Annotated in this window: 9 protein-coding genes and 4 pseudogenes; 5 read left to right on the top strand and 8 right to left on the bottom strand. The window is 48.5% G+C overall.

Features of this window, described 5'->3' with window-relative positions; all coding sequences use genetic code 11:
* Nucleotides 1–48: 48 nt before the first annotated feature.
* Together BFG58_RS19455 and BFG58_RS19450 are read right to left on the bottom strand one after the other, a co-directional pair.
* Nucleotides 49–2,538 carry a hypothetical protein gene (locus BFG58_RS19455; protein WP_015958839.1) on the bottom strand — a complete coding sequence of 830 codons (2,490 nt, stop codon included), beginning with the start codon at nt 2,536–2,538 and terminating at the stop codon, nt 49–51.
* 378 nt (nt 2,539–2,916) lie between these two features.
* Nucleotides 2,917–4,806: a DUF262 domain-containing protein gene (locus tag BFG58_RS19450; RefSeq protein WP_069720384.1), complete on the bottom strand. Its 1,890-nt coding sequence runs from the start codon at nt 4,804–4,806 to the stop codon at nt 2,917–2,919.
* Between the two features lie 677 nt (nt 4,807–5,483).
* On the opposite strand from BFG58_RS19450, the pseudogene BFG58_RS19445 reads away from it, so the two are divergent.
* Nucleotides 5,484–5,792: pseudogene (locus BFG58_RS19445) on the top strand (integrase arm-type DNA-binding domain-containing protein); the annotation flags it as partial.
* 63 nt (nt 5,793–5,855) lie between these two features.
* Nucleotides 5,856–5,984: pseudogene (locus BFG58_RS23555) on the top strand (transposase); the annotation flags it as partial.
* A 104-nt stretch (nt 5,985–6,088) separates the two neighbouring features.
* Here BFG58_RS23555 and BFG58_RS19440 read toward each other — a convergent pair.
* Nucleotides 6,089–6,909 (bottom strand): annotated as a pseudogene (locus BFG58_RS19440) (DUF932 domain-containing protein).
* A gap of 91 nt (nt 6,910–7,000) precedes the next feature.
* A complete protein-coding gene (locus BFG58_RS19435; protein ID WP_069720382.1) occupies nt 7,001–7,864 on the bottom strand; it encodes a GTPase family protein in 864 nt (287 codons plus the stop codon).
* 565 nt (nt 7,865–8,429) lie between these two features.
* Between BFG58_RS19435 and BFG58_RS19430 the strand changes: the two genes are divergently transcribed.
* Nucleotides 8,430–12,860, top strand: a complete 4,431-nt coding sequence (locus BFG58_RS19430; protein ID WP_083261537.1) for a sacsin N-terminal ATP-binding-like domain-containing protein — start codon at nt 8,430–8,432, stop codon at nt 12,858–12,860.
* Between the two features lie 27 nt (nt 12,861–12,887).
* A complete protein-coding gene (locus BFG58_RS24415) occupies nt 12,888–13,007 on the top strand; it encodes an AAA family ATPase (RefSeq protein ID WP_302622434.1) in 120 nt (39 codons plus the stop codon).
* 69 nt (nt 13,008–13,076) lie between these two features.
* On the opposite strand, the gene BFG58_RS19425 is transcribed toward BFG58_RS24415, so the two are convergent.
* Nucleotides 13,077–14,137 (bottom strand): IS3 family transposase gene (locus BFG58_RS19425; RefSeq protein WP_139125330.1). Its coding sequence is split into 2 segments (ribosomal slippage): nt 13,077–13,918 and nt 13,918–14,137, totalling 1,062 coding nucleotides; the frame shifts between segments, so codons are not numbered across the junction.
* Nucleotides 14,138–14,216: 79 nt separating this feature from the next.
* Nucleotides 14,217–14,333: pseudogene (locus BFG58_RS24465) on the bottom strand (STM2901 family protein); the annotation flags it as partial.
* Nucleotides 14,334–14,658: 325 nt separating this feature from the next.
* Here BFG58_RS24465 and BFG58_RS19420 point away from each other — a divergent pair.
* Nucleotides 14,659–15,126: a hypothetical protein gene (locus tag BFG58_RS19420; protein WP_069720415.1), complete on the top strand. Its 468-nt coding sequence runs from the start codon at nt 14,659–14,661 to the stop codon at nt 15,124–15,126.
* Nucleotides 15,127–15,313: 187 nt separating this feature from the next.
* On the opposite strand, the gene BFG58_RS19415 is transcribed toward BFG58_RS19420, so the two are convergent.
* Nucleotides 15,314–16,360 (bottom strand): bifunctional transcriptional activator/DNA repair enzyme AdaA, encoded by a 1,047-nt coding sequence (locus BFG58_RS19415; RefSeq protein WP_069720379.1) that lies wholly within the window; start codon nt 16,358–16,360, stop codon nt 15,314–15,316.
* Complete coding sequence (locus BFG58_RS19410) at nt 16,344–17,120, bottom strand: isocitrate lyase/phosphoenolpyruvate mutase family protein (RefSeq protein ID WP_069720378.1); 777 nt, start codon at nt 17,118–17,120, stop codon at nt 16,344–16,346. Before BFG58_RS19410 ends, BFG58_RS19415 begins: the two co-directional genes overlap by 17 nt.
* Nucleotides 17,121–17,186: the final 66 nt, after the last annotated feature.

Below are 17,186 nucleotides of genomic sequence, written 5' to 3'. Positions count from 1 at the left end.
GGAAAACCGGAAGATTTAGCATCCGGTTTTCCGCACTCTTGGATTACATTAATGATCTCCAGCATCTCGTGCTGGCACCGCAGCAGCTTGTCGCACTTGACGACGCTGATTTCTTTTTTCCCACTTTGCTCGTAACCATTCGCTATATGCCGGCATGTTAAGGTATAACTGCTGTGTCATATCGGCCAGAACGCGAAGATTATCTGTATAGCCGAAGTGTCCCTTTCCCATTTCAGCATGGCGGCCACCTGCAGCATCCCAGGCTTGAGAAAGCGAATATGGTGCGAACAGCTCTAGACCAGTTAAGAGTATTACAGGAGCCCTTGTTTGTCGGCGCTCGTGGATGTATTCACGCCCCCAAGACGCGAGTTTTGTAATTCGCTGAATTTCGGCCGGGGAAAGATCTCCTGCCTGCTTCATGGTTGCAAAAACCAAAATTGCGCCAGGGAAGCGGATAGCAAGTTGTTTCATTCTTTCTACATCTTCAACTTCAAATGCATCAGCAACAGCTTTTTTCTCTTCGGAATTCTCGCCCCTAAAGCTTTTTGCCTCTCCAAATACGAGTTCTGCGTGGTGATCCAGCTCATTGAAAACTTTGCGTCGGTGCCAGAGTATTAGGTCAGCTTCAATATATTGTTTTGGGGCCAATGTCAGTATTTGGCCAGTTGACCATGTAATCGTGGCATCATGATTTCCAAATGTGTTGGCGAGAAATCTTAGCGTTAGGGATGCGGCGTATCCCCCACGAGCATAATCGGGAAGTGCAAAGGGGCCTATCAACCTGTAAGCCCAACGGGACAATTGACTCGAACTTGGATCGATCATTGGAAAGCTAAACTTATTTAGGCAAAGGCCGCATGCTACTACAAGATCCAGTTCGCGTAGCGCGTGCCATCCCCAAGTAGAGCATTTTGCACACTTTAACTCCAAGCCAAGCTCAACAGCACCAAGCTCAACTAAAGTTTCAGCATTTTTATTTCGCCATATATCACCCTTCACCACATTATTAATTTTGTTCTGAAATTCTTGGTGTTGAATTGAGGGTGAAATGGGCCGTCGAGAAATTTTATTGAGAAGTTTCACTATCTCTGCATGAGCAAAACTACTAATTCCCCTGAAACCTCCGAGCGTATTAATAATTTGCTGTGTAGCTTGTCCTGCATCGGAGATTTGGCTTTCAACTCCATTGTTTTTTAGCCATTCACTTATCGCCGTTGTGCCGTCACTCAAACGCCAGAGATCGGACATATTATGGAAACGGCAAAATACAACAAAACCTTCAGTTGTAGATAAGATGCTTCTCTGTATTGACTGGAAACGTGGCATCTTGGGCGACCTGTAATTACAAGGATAAACGGTTGCAGCCCGACTGGTATTTGACCAATTTTTTAATTTCACTACGTTCACCCAGCGAGCATCATTGGCACCATATCTTTCAGTGAATTCTGGATGGAGATAATCAAATCGAACTTCGGTTCGGTCACCTTCGATTTGTGTGTCAAACGTTTTTTCTGCACAGGATAGAGTAGGTCGAGTACTGCGAACTGTAAAACCAGATGATGGTCGCCAAATCGGTGGATACCAATCTTGACGCCTATTTGCCTCATCTTGATTAACCCGCAAATAGTCGGCGTAAAGTTGTTCGATATTCGCAGTAGGGATAGATCTTGCAAACATTACGGTAGCATGAGTCATTAAGCCAAATTGATTCCCTCGAACGGGGCGATGGCAATCTTCAATGTATTCTCTGCAGTATGGGGAAAGCGCATCAATCCATTGGAGTGGAATTGGTCGGACATATTTCCGCATAGCGCGAAGGTTCCAGAAGTCAATAAGATCGCGCGAGTCATGTGCATCCATGACAAAGAGCGTTGGATCCGCATTGTCATGATAATTAACCTCAATATTCGAGTGACCGATTTGTAGTGCTGAATTAAATCCATCCTTGTACAGGTCTACTAGAGCTTCTGGGGATAATTCAACCTGTTTGGGATCAAAAGCATCACAGAACCCTTGGCCAAAATATTTAAGGTCTTCATCCTCAGGGAAGCTGCCAGATAGGCAAGCACAGAACGACTTCAATGCATTCGTCCGAGGTATGAGTTCCACGATATTGTGCTCATGTCGACGCACGAATTGAAATTGTTTCTTATACAGATCTTTATATAGGTCGAAGACATCAAGCCCAGCTTGACCCCGCAGTTCATCAGATCGCCTTAGCATGGCTGAAAGTTGCAGTACTCGGTCTGGGTCATAGCCAAACCCTTTAGCCAGCCCTGCTTCAGCTTCTACAAGGAAATCAGGTTCGAAAGCATCAAGATAGCCATTGACGATCTGCAAAGCGCTCTCAGGTTTGTAGTCATCCCTATCCCACCATTTAGGCACATGGCCAAAAATTGGAATGATAGGGTTAAATTTACCGCCCCAAAGGCATGTGTTTATTTGGAAGATTTCCAGTAACCGTTTACTGTCATTAGGTTTAACGAGGAATGCGAATCGAATTGGTCGTAGGGTTACGACGGCGCTGATATGAGCCATAATTCTTCCTGTCAGAATGTAGTACGTTCACTTTGAGGTTGCATAACCGATTTGTCACGCACCGCGTAACTGAGCGTTTACAAGCATTCTACTTTGATTTACCTGCCGTTTAAAAATGGTTTAAGCATTATGTTGTGTGGAAAAAGAGGCTATTGATCTACACCTAAAATTAAATCTACGTTCAGTTAATAACGTCCGCTCTTGGCACAATGCTGACGGGACATGAGCACTCTCGGAGTTCGGACCAGAAATGGAATGGCCTGAATAAGAAGGGTAAGTCTTATAACGAAAAGGCCGCGAAAGCGGCCTTTTTTTAGTCCGATGCAACCTAACTAGACTGTTGAAACGGCAGGCTTTGAAGTAATCTCACGCAAGACGTTAATCAGCTCGCGGCCACATTTTAAGTGCGGCATTACCTAGCAACACACCACGGGAGAGAATTTGTTCCTCATCCCATCTGTCTTTAACGGTCAGAGGCACGTTCAAACGCAGGCTGGTATGGGCAAGAAAAGCATCGCGTTTCTTTAGAAAATCTGAGTGTTGGAGGGATCGATTCACGCTGAGGTTAAGTAACGTAAGATTTCCCAAAGTTGCAATTACTTGCTGCCGTTTCCGCACCAGTTCCTGATCAGGCGTCAGCTCCGCCCCTGCAAGAACTATCTGAGCAACCGCTGATGCTTCTGTATCCGTAACAGATTGCCCATTTTCGAGAGGCCAGTGAGAGAACCACTGTTGAGGCATAAGGTGATCGATATCAAGGCTGGAAAGTTTAGGAACATCTGGTTCCTCTGTTTTAACCTGACGGCGCAGTTCCCCTTCAAGCTCTGTCAGCATCATACGCATCTTCGGCGTATCAAGCCTGCCAGGATAAAGCTGTGCGGTGATACAGGCATTAAGGAATTCTGAGTCAGTCGGCCAGCGAGAAGCCTCGCCATTCAGATTCTTAAGGCTGTAGCGTAGCTCAATACTAGAAACGGCAGTTTTAGCCAGGTGCCGTAAGACAGCCATGAATACGTTATTGTAGTTCTTAGGTGTCAACCCACACACGGCTCTTCGTACAACATATGAGACTAGATCATTAAACATGATTGTCTTTTCGGTATCAGAGATATCAGTGACTGAAATCAGGAGCGCAAGAGGATGAATAGTCGTCACGTCATAGGCTGCAATACGACGGCCAAAGCGCGCGACAGGAGTCGTACCACTATCTCCGATCAGTTCTTTATATTGATTAGCATAGCGAGTGAGAAGCGCGACCTGCTGATCGGCGCGGCGCGCAGGCATATCCTTAGTCACAAAGTCCCGGAATTCATTGTAAAGGCGCGACAAATCCACCTCACTGCGTTTTTCAGCCTGTAGCGTGGCGTGAATTAACCATTCCAGTCGGGGTTTATAAATACGACCACGGCGTTGATTTTCAGTCCAGTAGGGATCTTCAAAAGGCTTCCAGTCATTCTCATACAACATCGCAGCATCAATATCGTCACTTACAGCGCGCATAAAGATGTAATTGCGAATGAGATCAGTTGCATGAAGTTCTGCCCCACGGCCATTTAACGTTTCAAAAATGATTTGAGCATCATCTCCTTCCTCCAGGGTGATGTTGATCATTTTGAGGTCAGTCAGGACTGCATTAATCAAAGCCTCTGCATTTGAGGCTACAGGGTGCCCTTCCGCGTTGATGAACTGAATAAAAGCGTCACTAAAGAACCATAATGCTTCCAGTGAGGGTGGGTGGCTGAAATACTTACGCAGGGTCCCGTGTTGTGTGAAGTTTTCCGGATAGACCTCGCGAAGAGCTTCGACTGAGTCAACGTTGAGACTTTTAATAAAGTCTTTTTGATCACGGAATGTCGGCCAAAGTTTGAAACGTTCAACGTCTACATTACGCATAGTCTCTTCGTTTATGTTGCGTAAACAAGGCAATACGATCTTCTCCAGGCCGGAAAGTCCTGTTGCCCGAAGAGCAAGACGGATGGAAGCAAGAACATACTGAAGTGTGGTGAGTCGCTGCTGGCCATCAATGATGTGTGACGTATCCACCCCCAATAGGCTGTCTTTGGATTGTGGTTCGAGCACGATGGCCCCGAGGAAGTGAGGCGTTGGTTTTGTTTTAGAAAGTCTGCTCTCAGCCTTATCGATAATATCTTCTAATAAAGCTGACCATTGGTCTCTTAGTGTCCATACATAGGCTCGTTGATAAAATGGAACGCAATACTGCCGACGATTCTGGAAGAGTTGATTGACGGTAAGCGGCTCTGATTTCATGGGGTTCCTATAATAACGTTAAGTATTTTAAGAGCTTAAGAAACGTAAGGTTGCCACCACCTATTCAGGTAACAAGCTCCTGTAGAAGTCAGTTAAGATATCGAAGATTATTGGTAAGCGTAAAGTGATAGCCGCATTGACGGCTATCACTTTACGCTTACCCTGTATCGCCGTCGATTATTAGTATGTATTTGATGAGCATGGTCTACAGGCCAGAAAATTAAAGAGAGTGAATTATCCGACAGAAACGCTCACTTTCGGAAACGAACGACAAGCCTATAGCGTCCACCAGAGCCTAAACTAGCACGGAAAATCCCGCTCCCAACAATCAAATTAAAAATCAAACAGATACAAAAACCCCTTCCATATCAACACCATCGCCACTCTTTTTGCGCCTTCCCTTTCTCGCAAAAAATCAAAATCTCCAACAAACTCAACCACCTCCCCCACCAATTACAAGGACGCCAGCCACCAAAATTCTCCATCGGTGATTACCAGAGTCATCCGATGAAGTCCTAAGAGCCCGCACGGCGCAAGCCCTGCGGGCTTTTTTGTGCCCTCAATTTGTCCCGCGAAGTCCGAAGAGAACTAATTAAATCCGAACCTTTTAGGCCCATTGATAGGCCCAACGAAAAGCTCTATTGTTTTCGTTGGGCCTAAACGCATGGAGACTCCCCATGGCAAGAAAAACTAAGCCGTTAACCGATACGGAAATCAAAGCAGCTAAACCTAAAGATGCCGATTACCAGCTGTATCACGGCGACGGGCTTACTCTGCTAATCAAGGCCAGCGGTAGTAAGCTCTGGCAGTTCCGTTACTATCGCCCTCTGACCAAGCAGCGAACCAAACAGAGCTTCGGTGCCTACCCTGCCGTCTCGCTTTCTGATGCACGTAAACTCAGAGCTGAATCTCGAGTTTTATTGGCGAAAGACATTGATCCTCAGGAACATCAGAAAGAACAGATTAGAAATTCTCAAGAAGCCAAAATTGAATCGCCACAGGTTTAACAGACACCTCAGAGTCATTTAAGATGACTTAAAAAGAGGTGCAGCAGTAAGCGTTATCCCGAAGAGTTTAAAATTGAAACAGTCAAACAGGTTGTTGATCGTGGTTATTCTGTTTCCAGCGTTGCAACACGTCTTGATAACACCACCCACAGCCTTTACGCCTGGATAAAGATGTAGCGGGGGTTACAGGCCATCCCTCGGTGAGTGAGGACCGCCAGCACGTTGCAATGCGGACAGGTGGTGTCCGGTATTAACAACGTGGCAACATGAAACGCTTACTGCAGCTGCGTGAGCATCGCTTCCGCCATCACCCATAGTGCCCGGTTAAGTTTCACGTCCCCGTCAATACCGCGAACGGCACGGGTATATGACCGTCCTCCTTTGGCGTTACGCCCACTGAGACCGCCCTTAATCAGGTTCTCCTGAATACGCTGGTACGTAGCCCACAGGTCATTGCTCTCATCCTGCCAGCGGCGTGGGGAGAGTATCTGAGGTGCTGTCACCGGCTGGTGGTCCTCACCGAAACGGTACGTCAGTGCAGCCTGTGACAGAGCTTGTTGTGTAGGCGGGGGCAGCATCAGCGACTGCATGGCATCCCGTTTTTCTTCCACACGGTCAAAGATCCCCAATACTTTATACGCCCCCTCAATCACCTGACTCACGACATCTCCTTTGTGCGGCACCCGCACCTCGCCAAACGACTCACCACAGACGAGCCCGTTCTGACAAACCGCACGAAATAAACCCGGCAACATCTGGTACGAACTGGTGCCATCGTGAGAGTTGAGCAGGATAATTTCCGGCGCCTGTTTACCGGTAATCTGCCCCTCACGCCGCAGCGCAGCATATGCTTTGTATGTTCACGACGACCGGGGTCACGCACGCGGGTCTGACAGGCAAAGAATGGCTGGAAGCCTTCTCGCTGTAGGCTGTCCAGCAAAGAGATGGTGGGTATATAGGTATAACGCTCACTGCGGGATTCATATTTGTCTTCGCAGAATACACTGGGCACCACGCGAAACAGCTCCTCGCGGGTTAACGGACGGTCACGACGGATAATGTTTGCAGCGCCAAAGCGCGAAGCCAGACGGGCCATAAGCAGACTCCTCATAATGGGAAAACAAATAAAAGAAAGCCCCGTAGCATCGGCGACAGGGTCAGGGAAATAACAGGGATGGGTTAAATACTCAGAAGAAGAAATCCCAGACGGCACGGGCCACTGACACCACGGTGGTGCGCACGGCCTGAATGACGGCCCGCACCGGAGCCGGCATGAGTGGGAAAGCACTTACCGTGTCCAGTACCGCGCCGACCGTTCCACCAAAATCGTCACGCGCTTTTTTCTGGACTACCGTCGTGCGAAAGGAAGGCTGGAGTTGCGACGCCACCGGGCTGGTGGCTTCACGTGGCAGGCTCTTAATCATTCGTTCAGCCATCACCCGCAGCCCCCACTGCAGGCGGACAGACACGGCGCATACCGGATGTACGGGCTGGAAAAGCTCATGCAGCAGACAAATTTTGCGGCTGATATTCTGCTTCTGCTCTGTGGACAATGGCCCCCCACCGCTGGTGGGCTCGGCCTTATCCGACTGGCTGATAACAAACAGCACCTTATGCCGGAATGCCTCACCAATCACCTGATGATAAAAGTGTTCATCCGCTGCCAGCGCCCGGTCATCGGCCTTAATCAGCCACAGCACTAGGTCAAGCCGGGGAAGCTGTTCGCGGTACAGCGCAGCATATTCGTTATCGCGAGCGCCACTTTCGCCCACGCCGGGCAGGTCCACCAGCGTCATATGGCGGTCGCCAACCTGCAGACGAAAGCGTAAAGGTTCACGGGTGCAGGCCGCCACATCGCTGACTGGTGATACCTCACTGGCAAACAGTGCATTACACAGGCTGGATTTCCCGGCTCCGGATTTACCCATAACGCCAATAACTGGCTCGTAGTTTGTTAACTGGTTTATTTGCTGCAGAATCCGCTCTGATACCCACTGTGGCAGACCAGCAAGCGATTGCTGAAACGACTTCAAACCTTCAGAATAGTTCATTACTACTCCTCTGAAAAATAATAAAAAATGGCAGAATCGTGAGATTCCACCGTTAATCGTGTATGTTCAGAGGAATGATATATATCTGAATACTTTTATAATGCTGGCAGCCCGTTCTGCGCCAGATATAGTCATTCGAACCCTGAGAGTTACACTTTTAAGTGATTCAGGGTATGCGCTTACTGGTTACGAATATTGTGCCAGAATCATGTGATTTGATGATTGCCGCTTTGCTTTCGAGCCAGTAAGTGCCCCACGTTCGCTAACAAATACTCAGCGCATGCAGAAAACTGCTGGCTATATTTCTTTCGAAGAACGTCCACTTATCTCGTCCTGCGGAAATCATCCACTAGCAAACAACAAAATGGTAAGCTAGCGTAATCCAATCAGAGTGGGCACTTAACCAGTACCAAGCGAGCCCCTCGCTTATCAATACGAGACATCGTTGATAGTGCCGTCTGCGGTGCGCCACGCCACTATCATTCTCATCAAACAGGGTACGGCTGCAAAGGCCTGATAACAGGCTTACAGCCTTTGTCATCACTTCCAGCGAGTCTTTTGCTCTATGTCCCTTTCCCAGCACACCAGCACAGCACCCGACCTATCAGATACTCTTAAAGGGGAAAATGCCGCCCGACTTATCATTGATAATGATCCTGCAGCAGCACATATTCACGATCCCCGAACCACTGAGTTTGCGAACGCCATGATGGATACTGCGGCCAGCGAACTTAAAAATGCGGCCGGCATATTTAAAGATCTGGTTGAACGCGCAACAGCAGGCGCAGAAGATCTTGCCGTGGCCACCTTTCAGGGGATCATCGAAGTGATACAGAACGCCGATGATGTCAGGGCCACACAGGTATGGTTTGCACTCAGGCAGACGAAAACAGGTAAACAACTTTTGCTAGTTCACGACGGTGCCCCGGTTACCTGTCTTAATGTGCTCGGCATGGTCCTCCCCTATCAGACTTCCAAGACTAATCGAACCGATCAGCGCGGGCGTTTTGGTATCGGTATGAAAACCCTTCTCCGTATTGCCGACACGCTTGCAGTGCACTCTGCCCCGTATCATTTCTCCTGTAATCAGTTAGATTTTGACCGCCTGCCACCAGAACCGGCCCTTCCCGGATTTTACGACCCGATGCAGCATACGCTTATTGTTGCGGACCTGAATTCTGCCTTTGATGAGTCAGAGCTCACCGCATGGTTTGATTCATGGCGCCACGACGGGTTGCTGTTTCTGGCTTCGGTAAGCCAGTTAACATGGTGCGAGCTCGATGGCAGCATAAAAAGCCAGCGTGCACTGACTTTTTCAGACTGGACAGATACGGGCTATACATTACACCACTCAGGAATGCACAAACTCCAGTGTAGATTCACCAAAGCACAAGAGAATGACTGGACCATCTGGCGAGCATCAGTCGCAGTTCCTGAACATTTACATCCAGCGCATAAAGCGCGCAGCGAAGTTACCGATATTTCCATTGCTATTTCGTCACAGCGAACCCAATCCGGGGTCTATATTGGTTTTCGTACTGACATTCCCACAACCCTCACCTTTTCACTGGATGCGCAGTTCGATCCAAGTACCTCCCGCGAATCTATTATAGAAAACGACTGGAACCGATGGCTCATTGAGCGCACCGCCGAAGTGGTGGGAAATATTGCAGCGGGAATGCTCGCTACCGTCCCGAAAAGCGCCTGGCGCCTCATCCCGCTCACTACCGAGCTTGTCGATCCAGAGCGTAACTCGGTACTTAACCGCTGCTTTTCAACTGCACTGAATAAAACCCGTACCTGGTTAGCTCAGCATGCTGTAGTCCAGTTACCCTCTGGCCATTACCCTTTTTCAGCACTGAGTTATGAAGCGCAAACGTTGAAAGCATTTCTTAGCGAGGACGATGTCGAACGTATCCATCAAGGACAGCATGCTCTGCACAGAAGTGTCCGGGATACTCAGGACCGCTGGCGCGAAGTCATTAAAGAACTAAACGTCTCAAGTCTAGTCAGCACAGATGAGTTACTTGACTCCCTGGAGAATAAACTCTTCAATTTTAAACCTGCACCATGGTGGGTCCGGGCGGGCGCACTCTTGGTGGAACATCATGAAGAGAGTGAATTATTTGACCGCGCTTTCTTACTCTCGCATCTTAATGAGCCGATTTCTTGTAGCTCTGATGATGTAACCGACATTCCCCTGGTGCTGAACCCACCTTCTGAATTTGCGCAACGCTGGCAACTTATACAGCGCCTGCATGTGGCATACGAGGATGGGGATGCAGGCGAACAGGTTACCACCTGGTTGGATGCTAATGCCGCCTTTGTCAGTCAAGCTAACACGGTGATTGAGCTCTCAGCCTTTGCTGAAAAATTTGAACAAGACAGCATCGAAATATCAGAAGACGATCTTCGCTCGCTGCGGGACATGTTTGATAAACTGCGGGATACAGAAGCAAAAGCTTTAGGTATCAAAATAGGCGCGATTCTTAAGCTGGATGGTTATGTCTATAAAAACGGCAAGATCGTACGGCAAAAAGTGCGGCTTTCAGAAAGCTACCTGTGTAAAACTCTGGATAGCGAAAACTCTACCTGGCCTGATGCAGCAGACAACACGCCGGGTATCCAGTGGGTTGGAGCAAAATACGAAGCCATTTTAAAAACCAACATAACTAGAGGAGCGAAGCGCAAGCGCGAGGATGGAACACAATCTCGTGGTGCCAGAAAGTTCCTGTTACTACTTGGGGTTGAATATTCGCCTCGGGTACAAAAAATTGATGAACATCGTTACGGAGTAACTGAACGTCGGAGAGCAGAACTTCGGGCTAATGGTGCCGAACTGGTTTATTACGACTTCGAATCCCCGGATCTCGAACGCGTGATTCAAAGCATCAAAGCAACAAGCAAACAACACGCAAAACGGCGGAGTCCTGCCCTACTCACGACTCTCACCAAAAACTGGCAACGCCTGTATGTTCCAACCTCATCGGTTCCTTCCGCACACAAAGCCATTAAATACTTTTATCCTAAAGCGAATGTAACCGCAGCGTGGCTGAATACGTTAAGAGATGTAAGTTGGGTTGCAGTCGGTAAAGGGGAAACGGTTTTACCCCATTCCGCCGTGCTGAAAACACCTGAAACTCAGACGCTTTATCAGACCTTCATCTGCGGCGTGAATGCAAAAGACCTCGATAAGGAATTTTTACGTGTTTTAAATATTATTACGGATGTCAGGATTGGGGACTTGTTGACCGCACTGGAAACGATACGAACGAACGAAGAAATTGTTATTCAGGCACAGACACAGCAAATATACAGGGCCATTGCAAAGCACTGCCCCGCAACGATTACCTTCGCAACACGAGTCGGCGAATTGAGTATCCAAGAACTCAGGACCCGATTTCTTGAGGGGAGCGGGTTAATCTATGTTTCTGGCAGAGGCTGGTCCAGACCCAATGAATTGTTCAGAGGACTCGATATTTTCCATGGAAAGCGGCCATTTGTACCTGGAGGTACGACATCGCATTGCCAGAACCTTTGGTATGCCCTGAATATTCCCGAACCGAGTCTTGCTGATTGTATTCAGTACTGCCGTGAACTGTCTCACAAGCCGTATAGCACCGAAACAGAATCCCAACTGATGGACGTTTATCGTTACATGGAGACACGGCTCGAGAAGGAGGAGCGAGACCCAAAAGATAAATTACGCACGTTACCACTCTTCTGCTCTTCAGGCTGGGTGACACAGCGGCCCATTTACTCGCTTGATAACCCAGAACTCAGAGAGCAATTAGGCAAAGCGCTTCCCGACCTCCAGTGCTGGGTGCCTCCTTGCGATATCCAGTATTTTCCAAGACTGGTTAAAGCACTACGTGTTGTGGAACTGAATCCCAAGCTTCAGAGTGTCAACGATAATACCGACTCGAAAGAGCGTGGAGAGCAGGAAAGATTGCGCTTTGGCCACGCAATTGAGCATCTTTCAAATGAACTAGCAAAAAGTATGCCTGATCTGCGTGATAAGCTGCCTATCAGTTGGGATAAGTTCAAAAATACAACGCTCTATATTTACGATTCACCCGCCACCATCCGCGCTTTAGCACCAGAATTCCCAGGCGGATTTGTTGACCTTTCGCTCAAAGCCGTGAGTTTAGATAATTCTCAGGCTTTCCATTTTTATCAGGATGCTATTGGTGACCGCGATTTCGGTGGCCGAGTCATCGCTTCACTGTTTCCATCGAAAGAACGTCGACGCATTGATGCGGAGTGGACTATCGCATGGAAAAAGAGTCTCGATTCAGTCGCTGAGCCAATCCGGCTGGCAAGTGATGAGGCACGTACTGAAGCCATGGAAGATATCGCTACAAATATTAATGCCGCATTAAAACACAAAATTAACGTTACGGCCCCCAAAAGTCGTTCTGCACAAGTACAACCAAGAACACTGAAACCATCAGTTGGTGCGATGGTCCGTGCCTCTGTAAAAACAGGTACAGGAACGGCTAAGACAACCACCACCAGCAAAGGCGCTCGTGGACTGAAAACGACACCGCCTCCGGTAAAATCAGGAACCAACACGTCAATTTCCACTCCAGTGGCTTATACCAATGCAGATCTTGAGCAGAGAGGTTGGGAGCTACTTTCCCAGGCACTGGACACGACCAACGACCAGAGGATTATTGACTTCCGGCGCAATCATGGTGTCGGCGCCGATGGCGTTATTGACTGGAAACTGTTCATCGAAATGAAAGCCACTGGGCGTGGTCCTCAGAGTCAGATAGAGATGTCTAACAATGAGTATCAGCGAGCAAAAGAACGGGGTAATAATTTCATTCTCGCCCTGGTATCAGGGCTTGAAACCGGCCAGACCGATGAAATCAGGCTCATTTTTGATCCGGTTAATTGTGCCAATGTCATCCCTACCAATGGGATCAGGTTAGGTGGATTGCTTGAAGCGCCGTCCGTTGTCATACAGTTTGAGACTGATGTGAATGAATAAACCCAAGAGACTTACATAAGGATATTTATGTATTTAGGTAGACTAAAAATTTCGCGGTTTCGGTCTTGTGATGATGTGACTGTTAGTCTCCGCCCAGATTTGACTGTATTGGTCGGTGAAAACAATGGTGGAAAATCCAATGTTTGAATCGCCACGGATAATCTAGACACTTCCGAGCCGTTGATAATACTGGTTTTCATATTCAGTCGGTGGCATCTAATCACTCGAACCATGCCGACACTTACTGTTATAAAACATTTCAATGTAATCAAAAATATCGCTGCGAGCTTCTTCCCGCGTTCCGTAGAACTTTTTCTTTATCCGTTCACGCTTCAGCAACTGGAAAAAGCTTTCTGCAACCGCATTATCGTGGCAGTTACCGCGACGGCTCATGCTGCCCTCCAGGGCGTGTGATTTCAGGAACGACTGCCACTCATGGCTTGTGTACTGACTGCCCTGATCAGAGTGAACCAGCACCTGTTTTTGGGGATTACGCCGCCATACAGCCATCAGCAATGCATTCAGGACAATGTCCTTTGACATCCGGGATTGCATTGACCAGCCGATAATTTTGCGTGAGAACAGATCAACAACCACGGCAAGATACAGCCAGCCTTCGTGGGTCCTGATGTAGGTTATGTCCGTTACCCAACGCTCATCCGGAGCATCCGGATTGAACTGTCGCTGGAGCCTGTTGGACGATACGATACTGACCTCGCCTTTACGTGCCCGCGGGCTCCGGTATCCGACCTGAGCCTTTATCCCGGCACGTTTCATCAGTCGCCAGACTCTGTTGATTCCGCACTGTTGCCCGCTATCCCGCAGATCCAGATGGATCTTGCGATAACCATAGGCGCATCCCGATTCCAGCCAGAACTGTTTAATCTGTCCTGTCAGTCTCAGTTCTACCTGATGGCGTTGTGAATGCGGCTGCTGAAGCCAAGAATAAAAGCCACTGGGATGAACATCCAGCACCCGACAGAGCAGGCGAACAGGCCAGCAGCAGGTGTTGTTACGGATAAAGGCGTACCTCAGTTGGACAGTTTTGCGAAGTACGCCGCTGCTTTTTTTAATATGTCCCGTTCGTCGGTAACCCGCTTCAGCTCTTTCTGGAGACGGCGGATCTCAGCCTGAGCATCTGACTGTTCTTTATTAGTGGAAGCATCCGGACCGTACTTCTTTATCCAGGCGTAAAGGCTGTGGGTGGTGATATCAAGACGTGTTGCAACGCTGGAAACAGAATAACCACGATCAACAACCTGTTTGACTGCTTCAATTCTAAACTCTTCGGGATAACGCTTACTGCTGCACCTTCTTAAATGACTCTGAGGTGTCTGTTAAACCTGTGGCGATTCACACATCACTAAACTGCTTTTTAAATTCATCGAGAATAAGCCAGTAAAATAGCTCCTCTTTGTCGACGCTCATTCCCTCAAAGAAGTATGTTCCGTTTAACTGTTCGGTCGTATCCATAGTCTTTCCCTGTATAAGCTAACGAACTAAATCCTAATACTGGCCTTAGATATCGTCCAGAACATACACCACAACGTTATCCTAAATTTGGATTTAGATGTTGCCGCTACAAGGAATGTTGGGGAAGGATGCAAACCAAGTTCCCGTTATGAACAACTTTGCGCGTCTTCAGGCTTCAATGGATACCAGAAATTGCCAGACGGCCTTATCATTCAATAGGAGGCGTTGGCACAAGTGGTACTACTGGTACGGTTGGCACAACTATCGGTGGCTTCGTCGGCGGCGCGCTTGCCGCATGGGAAAGAGGACGTTTGTGGAATTGATTATGCAACAGGTTAATTCAATAACATTGGTTAAGGTTAGTGAAGCTACCGATGTATCCCAGGCTCAATCTGACGTTGTGCTCAATGGTAAAAGCACCGGCATTATTGTACCGGGGCAAGTGCTTGAAGCAGCGGTCCAGGTTAATGAGCAGCGTTACATCCTGTTTCTGACGGATGACATTATTTTTGAAGAATCCCTGACAATTGTCCTTATTGACGTTCATTACGGGCTTAAAGAAATTGTTCGTTTGGGCAATGAGTACTCTACAGGAACTTTTGCAGATCTCCAGGTCACTGACGATAGCGTGGATTTCAGGTTTATTGGGAATTATATCTGGACACTAAAAGTATCCGATTCACCTCGCTTACGGCTTCCTTTCGTTTCCGATCCCAAAGGGGTTAAACGGGAGTCTGGTCTGAAAAAGTACATAACGATATCTGCCGCACCGGCGTCGGAAAACGTAAGCTGAAGTCACTATTTATCAGAATGAAAAGGCTTTCCGCTGAGCTGGATAAATGCTCCTGAGAAGTATGCAGACTTCGCATCCGATGAAGTCCTGAAAGCCCGCATGGCGCAAGCCCTGCGGGCTTTTTTGTACCCTCAACATGTCCCGCGAAGTCCGTAAATTTTCCCGGCGACACAGCAACTTCACGCCATTAAACATTGTTTTTCTCATGCTCAATAAGCCATTCTTTGCGTGAAATCCCCCCTCCATAACCTGTCATCGTCCCATCTTTTCCAATTATCCTGTGACAGGGGATCACAATCGCAATCCGGTTGGCACCGTTAGCGGCAGCGACGGCGCGCACGGCATTGGGCTTATTAAGCCGTAGTGAAATGGCCTGATAGTGTGAGGTCTGTCCATAGGGAACAGCACGCAAAGCATGCCAGACGGATTGTTGAAAATCACTGCCCGGAGCATCTAAAGCCAGATCAAACTGTCGGCGCGTTCCGGCAAAATACTCGCCGATCTCTTTTACTGTCTGCCGGGTATGGCTGTTTTCGCCGGTGACGATTCTGGCGTTAAATAAACGCTGGATATCGCGGAATTCTGTTTCCAACATCCGGCGATCGGTAAACTCCAGCAGACAGACTCCCCGCTCTGTCGCGCAGACAAACATCGGTCCAAGCGTCGTGGTAAACCGGTGAATGACTATCACCTGGGTTGCCTGAGTCGGCGCTGCGCCAGTAAGCCGCTTGTAGGTATAACCAAAGCCGCTAAGCGATTCATAGCCATTGTCCAGCGCAACGTCAGTCGCCGGTCGTCCACTTTTTAGCTCCTGCAGGGCAACGTTCACCCGCTGCATTCGCTGGAAAGCCTGAAAAGTGATGCCGTGATGTTGCAGGAACCAGCGCCTTACCCGCTCCGGGCTGATGCCATGCTGACGAAGCTCCGCGTCTGCTACACGGGATTTGATATCGCGCCTGACAAGCGCAAGCGCCTGCTCAACGAATAATGGCGCGCTGTGCGCATTTTCCGCAGGTCTGCAGACTTTACAGGGACGAAAGCCGTCCGCCAGGGCAGATTTGGCATCTTTATAAAATTCAACATTTTCGCGCTTGGGCTTTCGCGCCCGGCATACCGAAATGCAGAATACGCCAGTGGTTTTGACGCCAACAAAAAACACGCCAGTGTAGTCTGAAGCACGTTCAAGTAATGCCTGATACCAGATATCACACAGATTTTTATCGGTTATTTTCATCGCCAAAAAGTCCTTCAAACGTCTGACGAGATCGGATCGCATGCATGATATCAGTCAGCGTTGACTGCATCGCTGAATGAACAAAATTGCCCATTGAAATACGGCTTACCCCTGCCCATTTCAGCCTGTCGAATGACGGAAGATCGGGCATACACATGACATTCAAAGGCAATCCCGTTGCCTCTGCAATGAGGCTGATGTCTTTCTCTGACGTCAGGCAGGGAACAAAAAGGCCGTCAGCACCTGCAGCTTTATAGCGTTGACCCCGTAATATCGTCTCCTGCAACGCGTCTTCATGCCCGAGCAGGTAAGTGTCAGTCCGGATGTTCAGAAACAGGCTGTAATTTTCGCTTCTCAGCGTATCGCATACTGTTCTAAGGTTACGGGAAAAATCAGAGGCATCGTCAAGCTGACGAACCCCGTTTATGACTCGGCTGTCTTCGAGGTTAACGCCTGCGACGCCTGTCTGAGCAAGACGCCGCAGATTGTCTGCTATCTCTTCGGCTGAATCACCATACCCTGCTTCCATGTCAACGCTCAATGGCAGGCTGCTGGCAGCCCGGATCCGGGTGACCATATAAAATAACTCATCAAACGGCACTCCCTGCCCGTCATCATATCCCAGTGTGGACGCTATAGCTGCACTGGACGTTCCCAGAACCTGGTAGCCTGCTTTTTGCGCTGCGACAGCACTGGCGGCATCCCAGACGTTGGCGATAAGAAGAGGCTCATGCTGATAGTGGCGTTCTGCAAAGTTCATATTCATATCCTCTCGATAGATTGAAAATGAATCTAAGCACTCAGGAAGAACCTCACAACCGAAATT

The sequence above is a fragment of the Enterobacter sp. ku-bf2 genome, assembly GCF_001742765.1.
Lineage (GTDB): Bacteria > Pseudomonadota > Gammaproteobacteria > Enterobacterales > Enterobacteriaceae > Enterobacter > Enterobacter quasiroggenkampii.
This window is presented reverse-complemented; position numbering and strand designations above follow the sequence as displayed.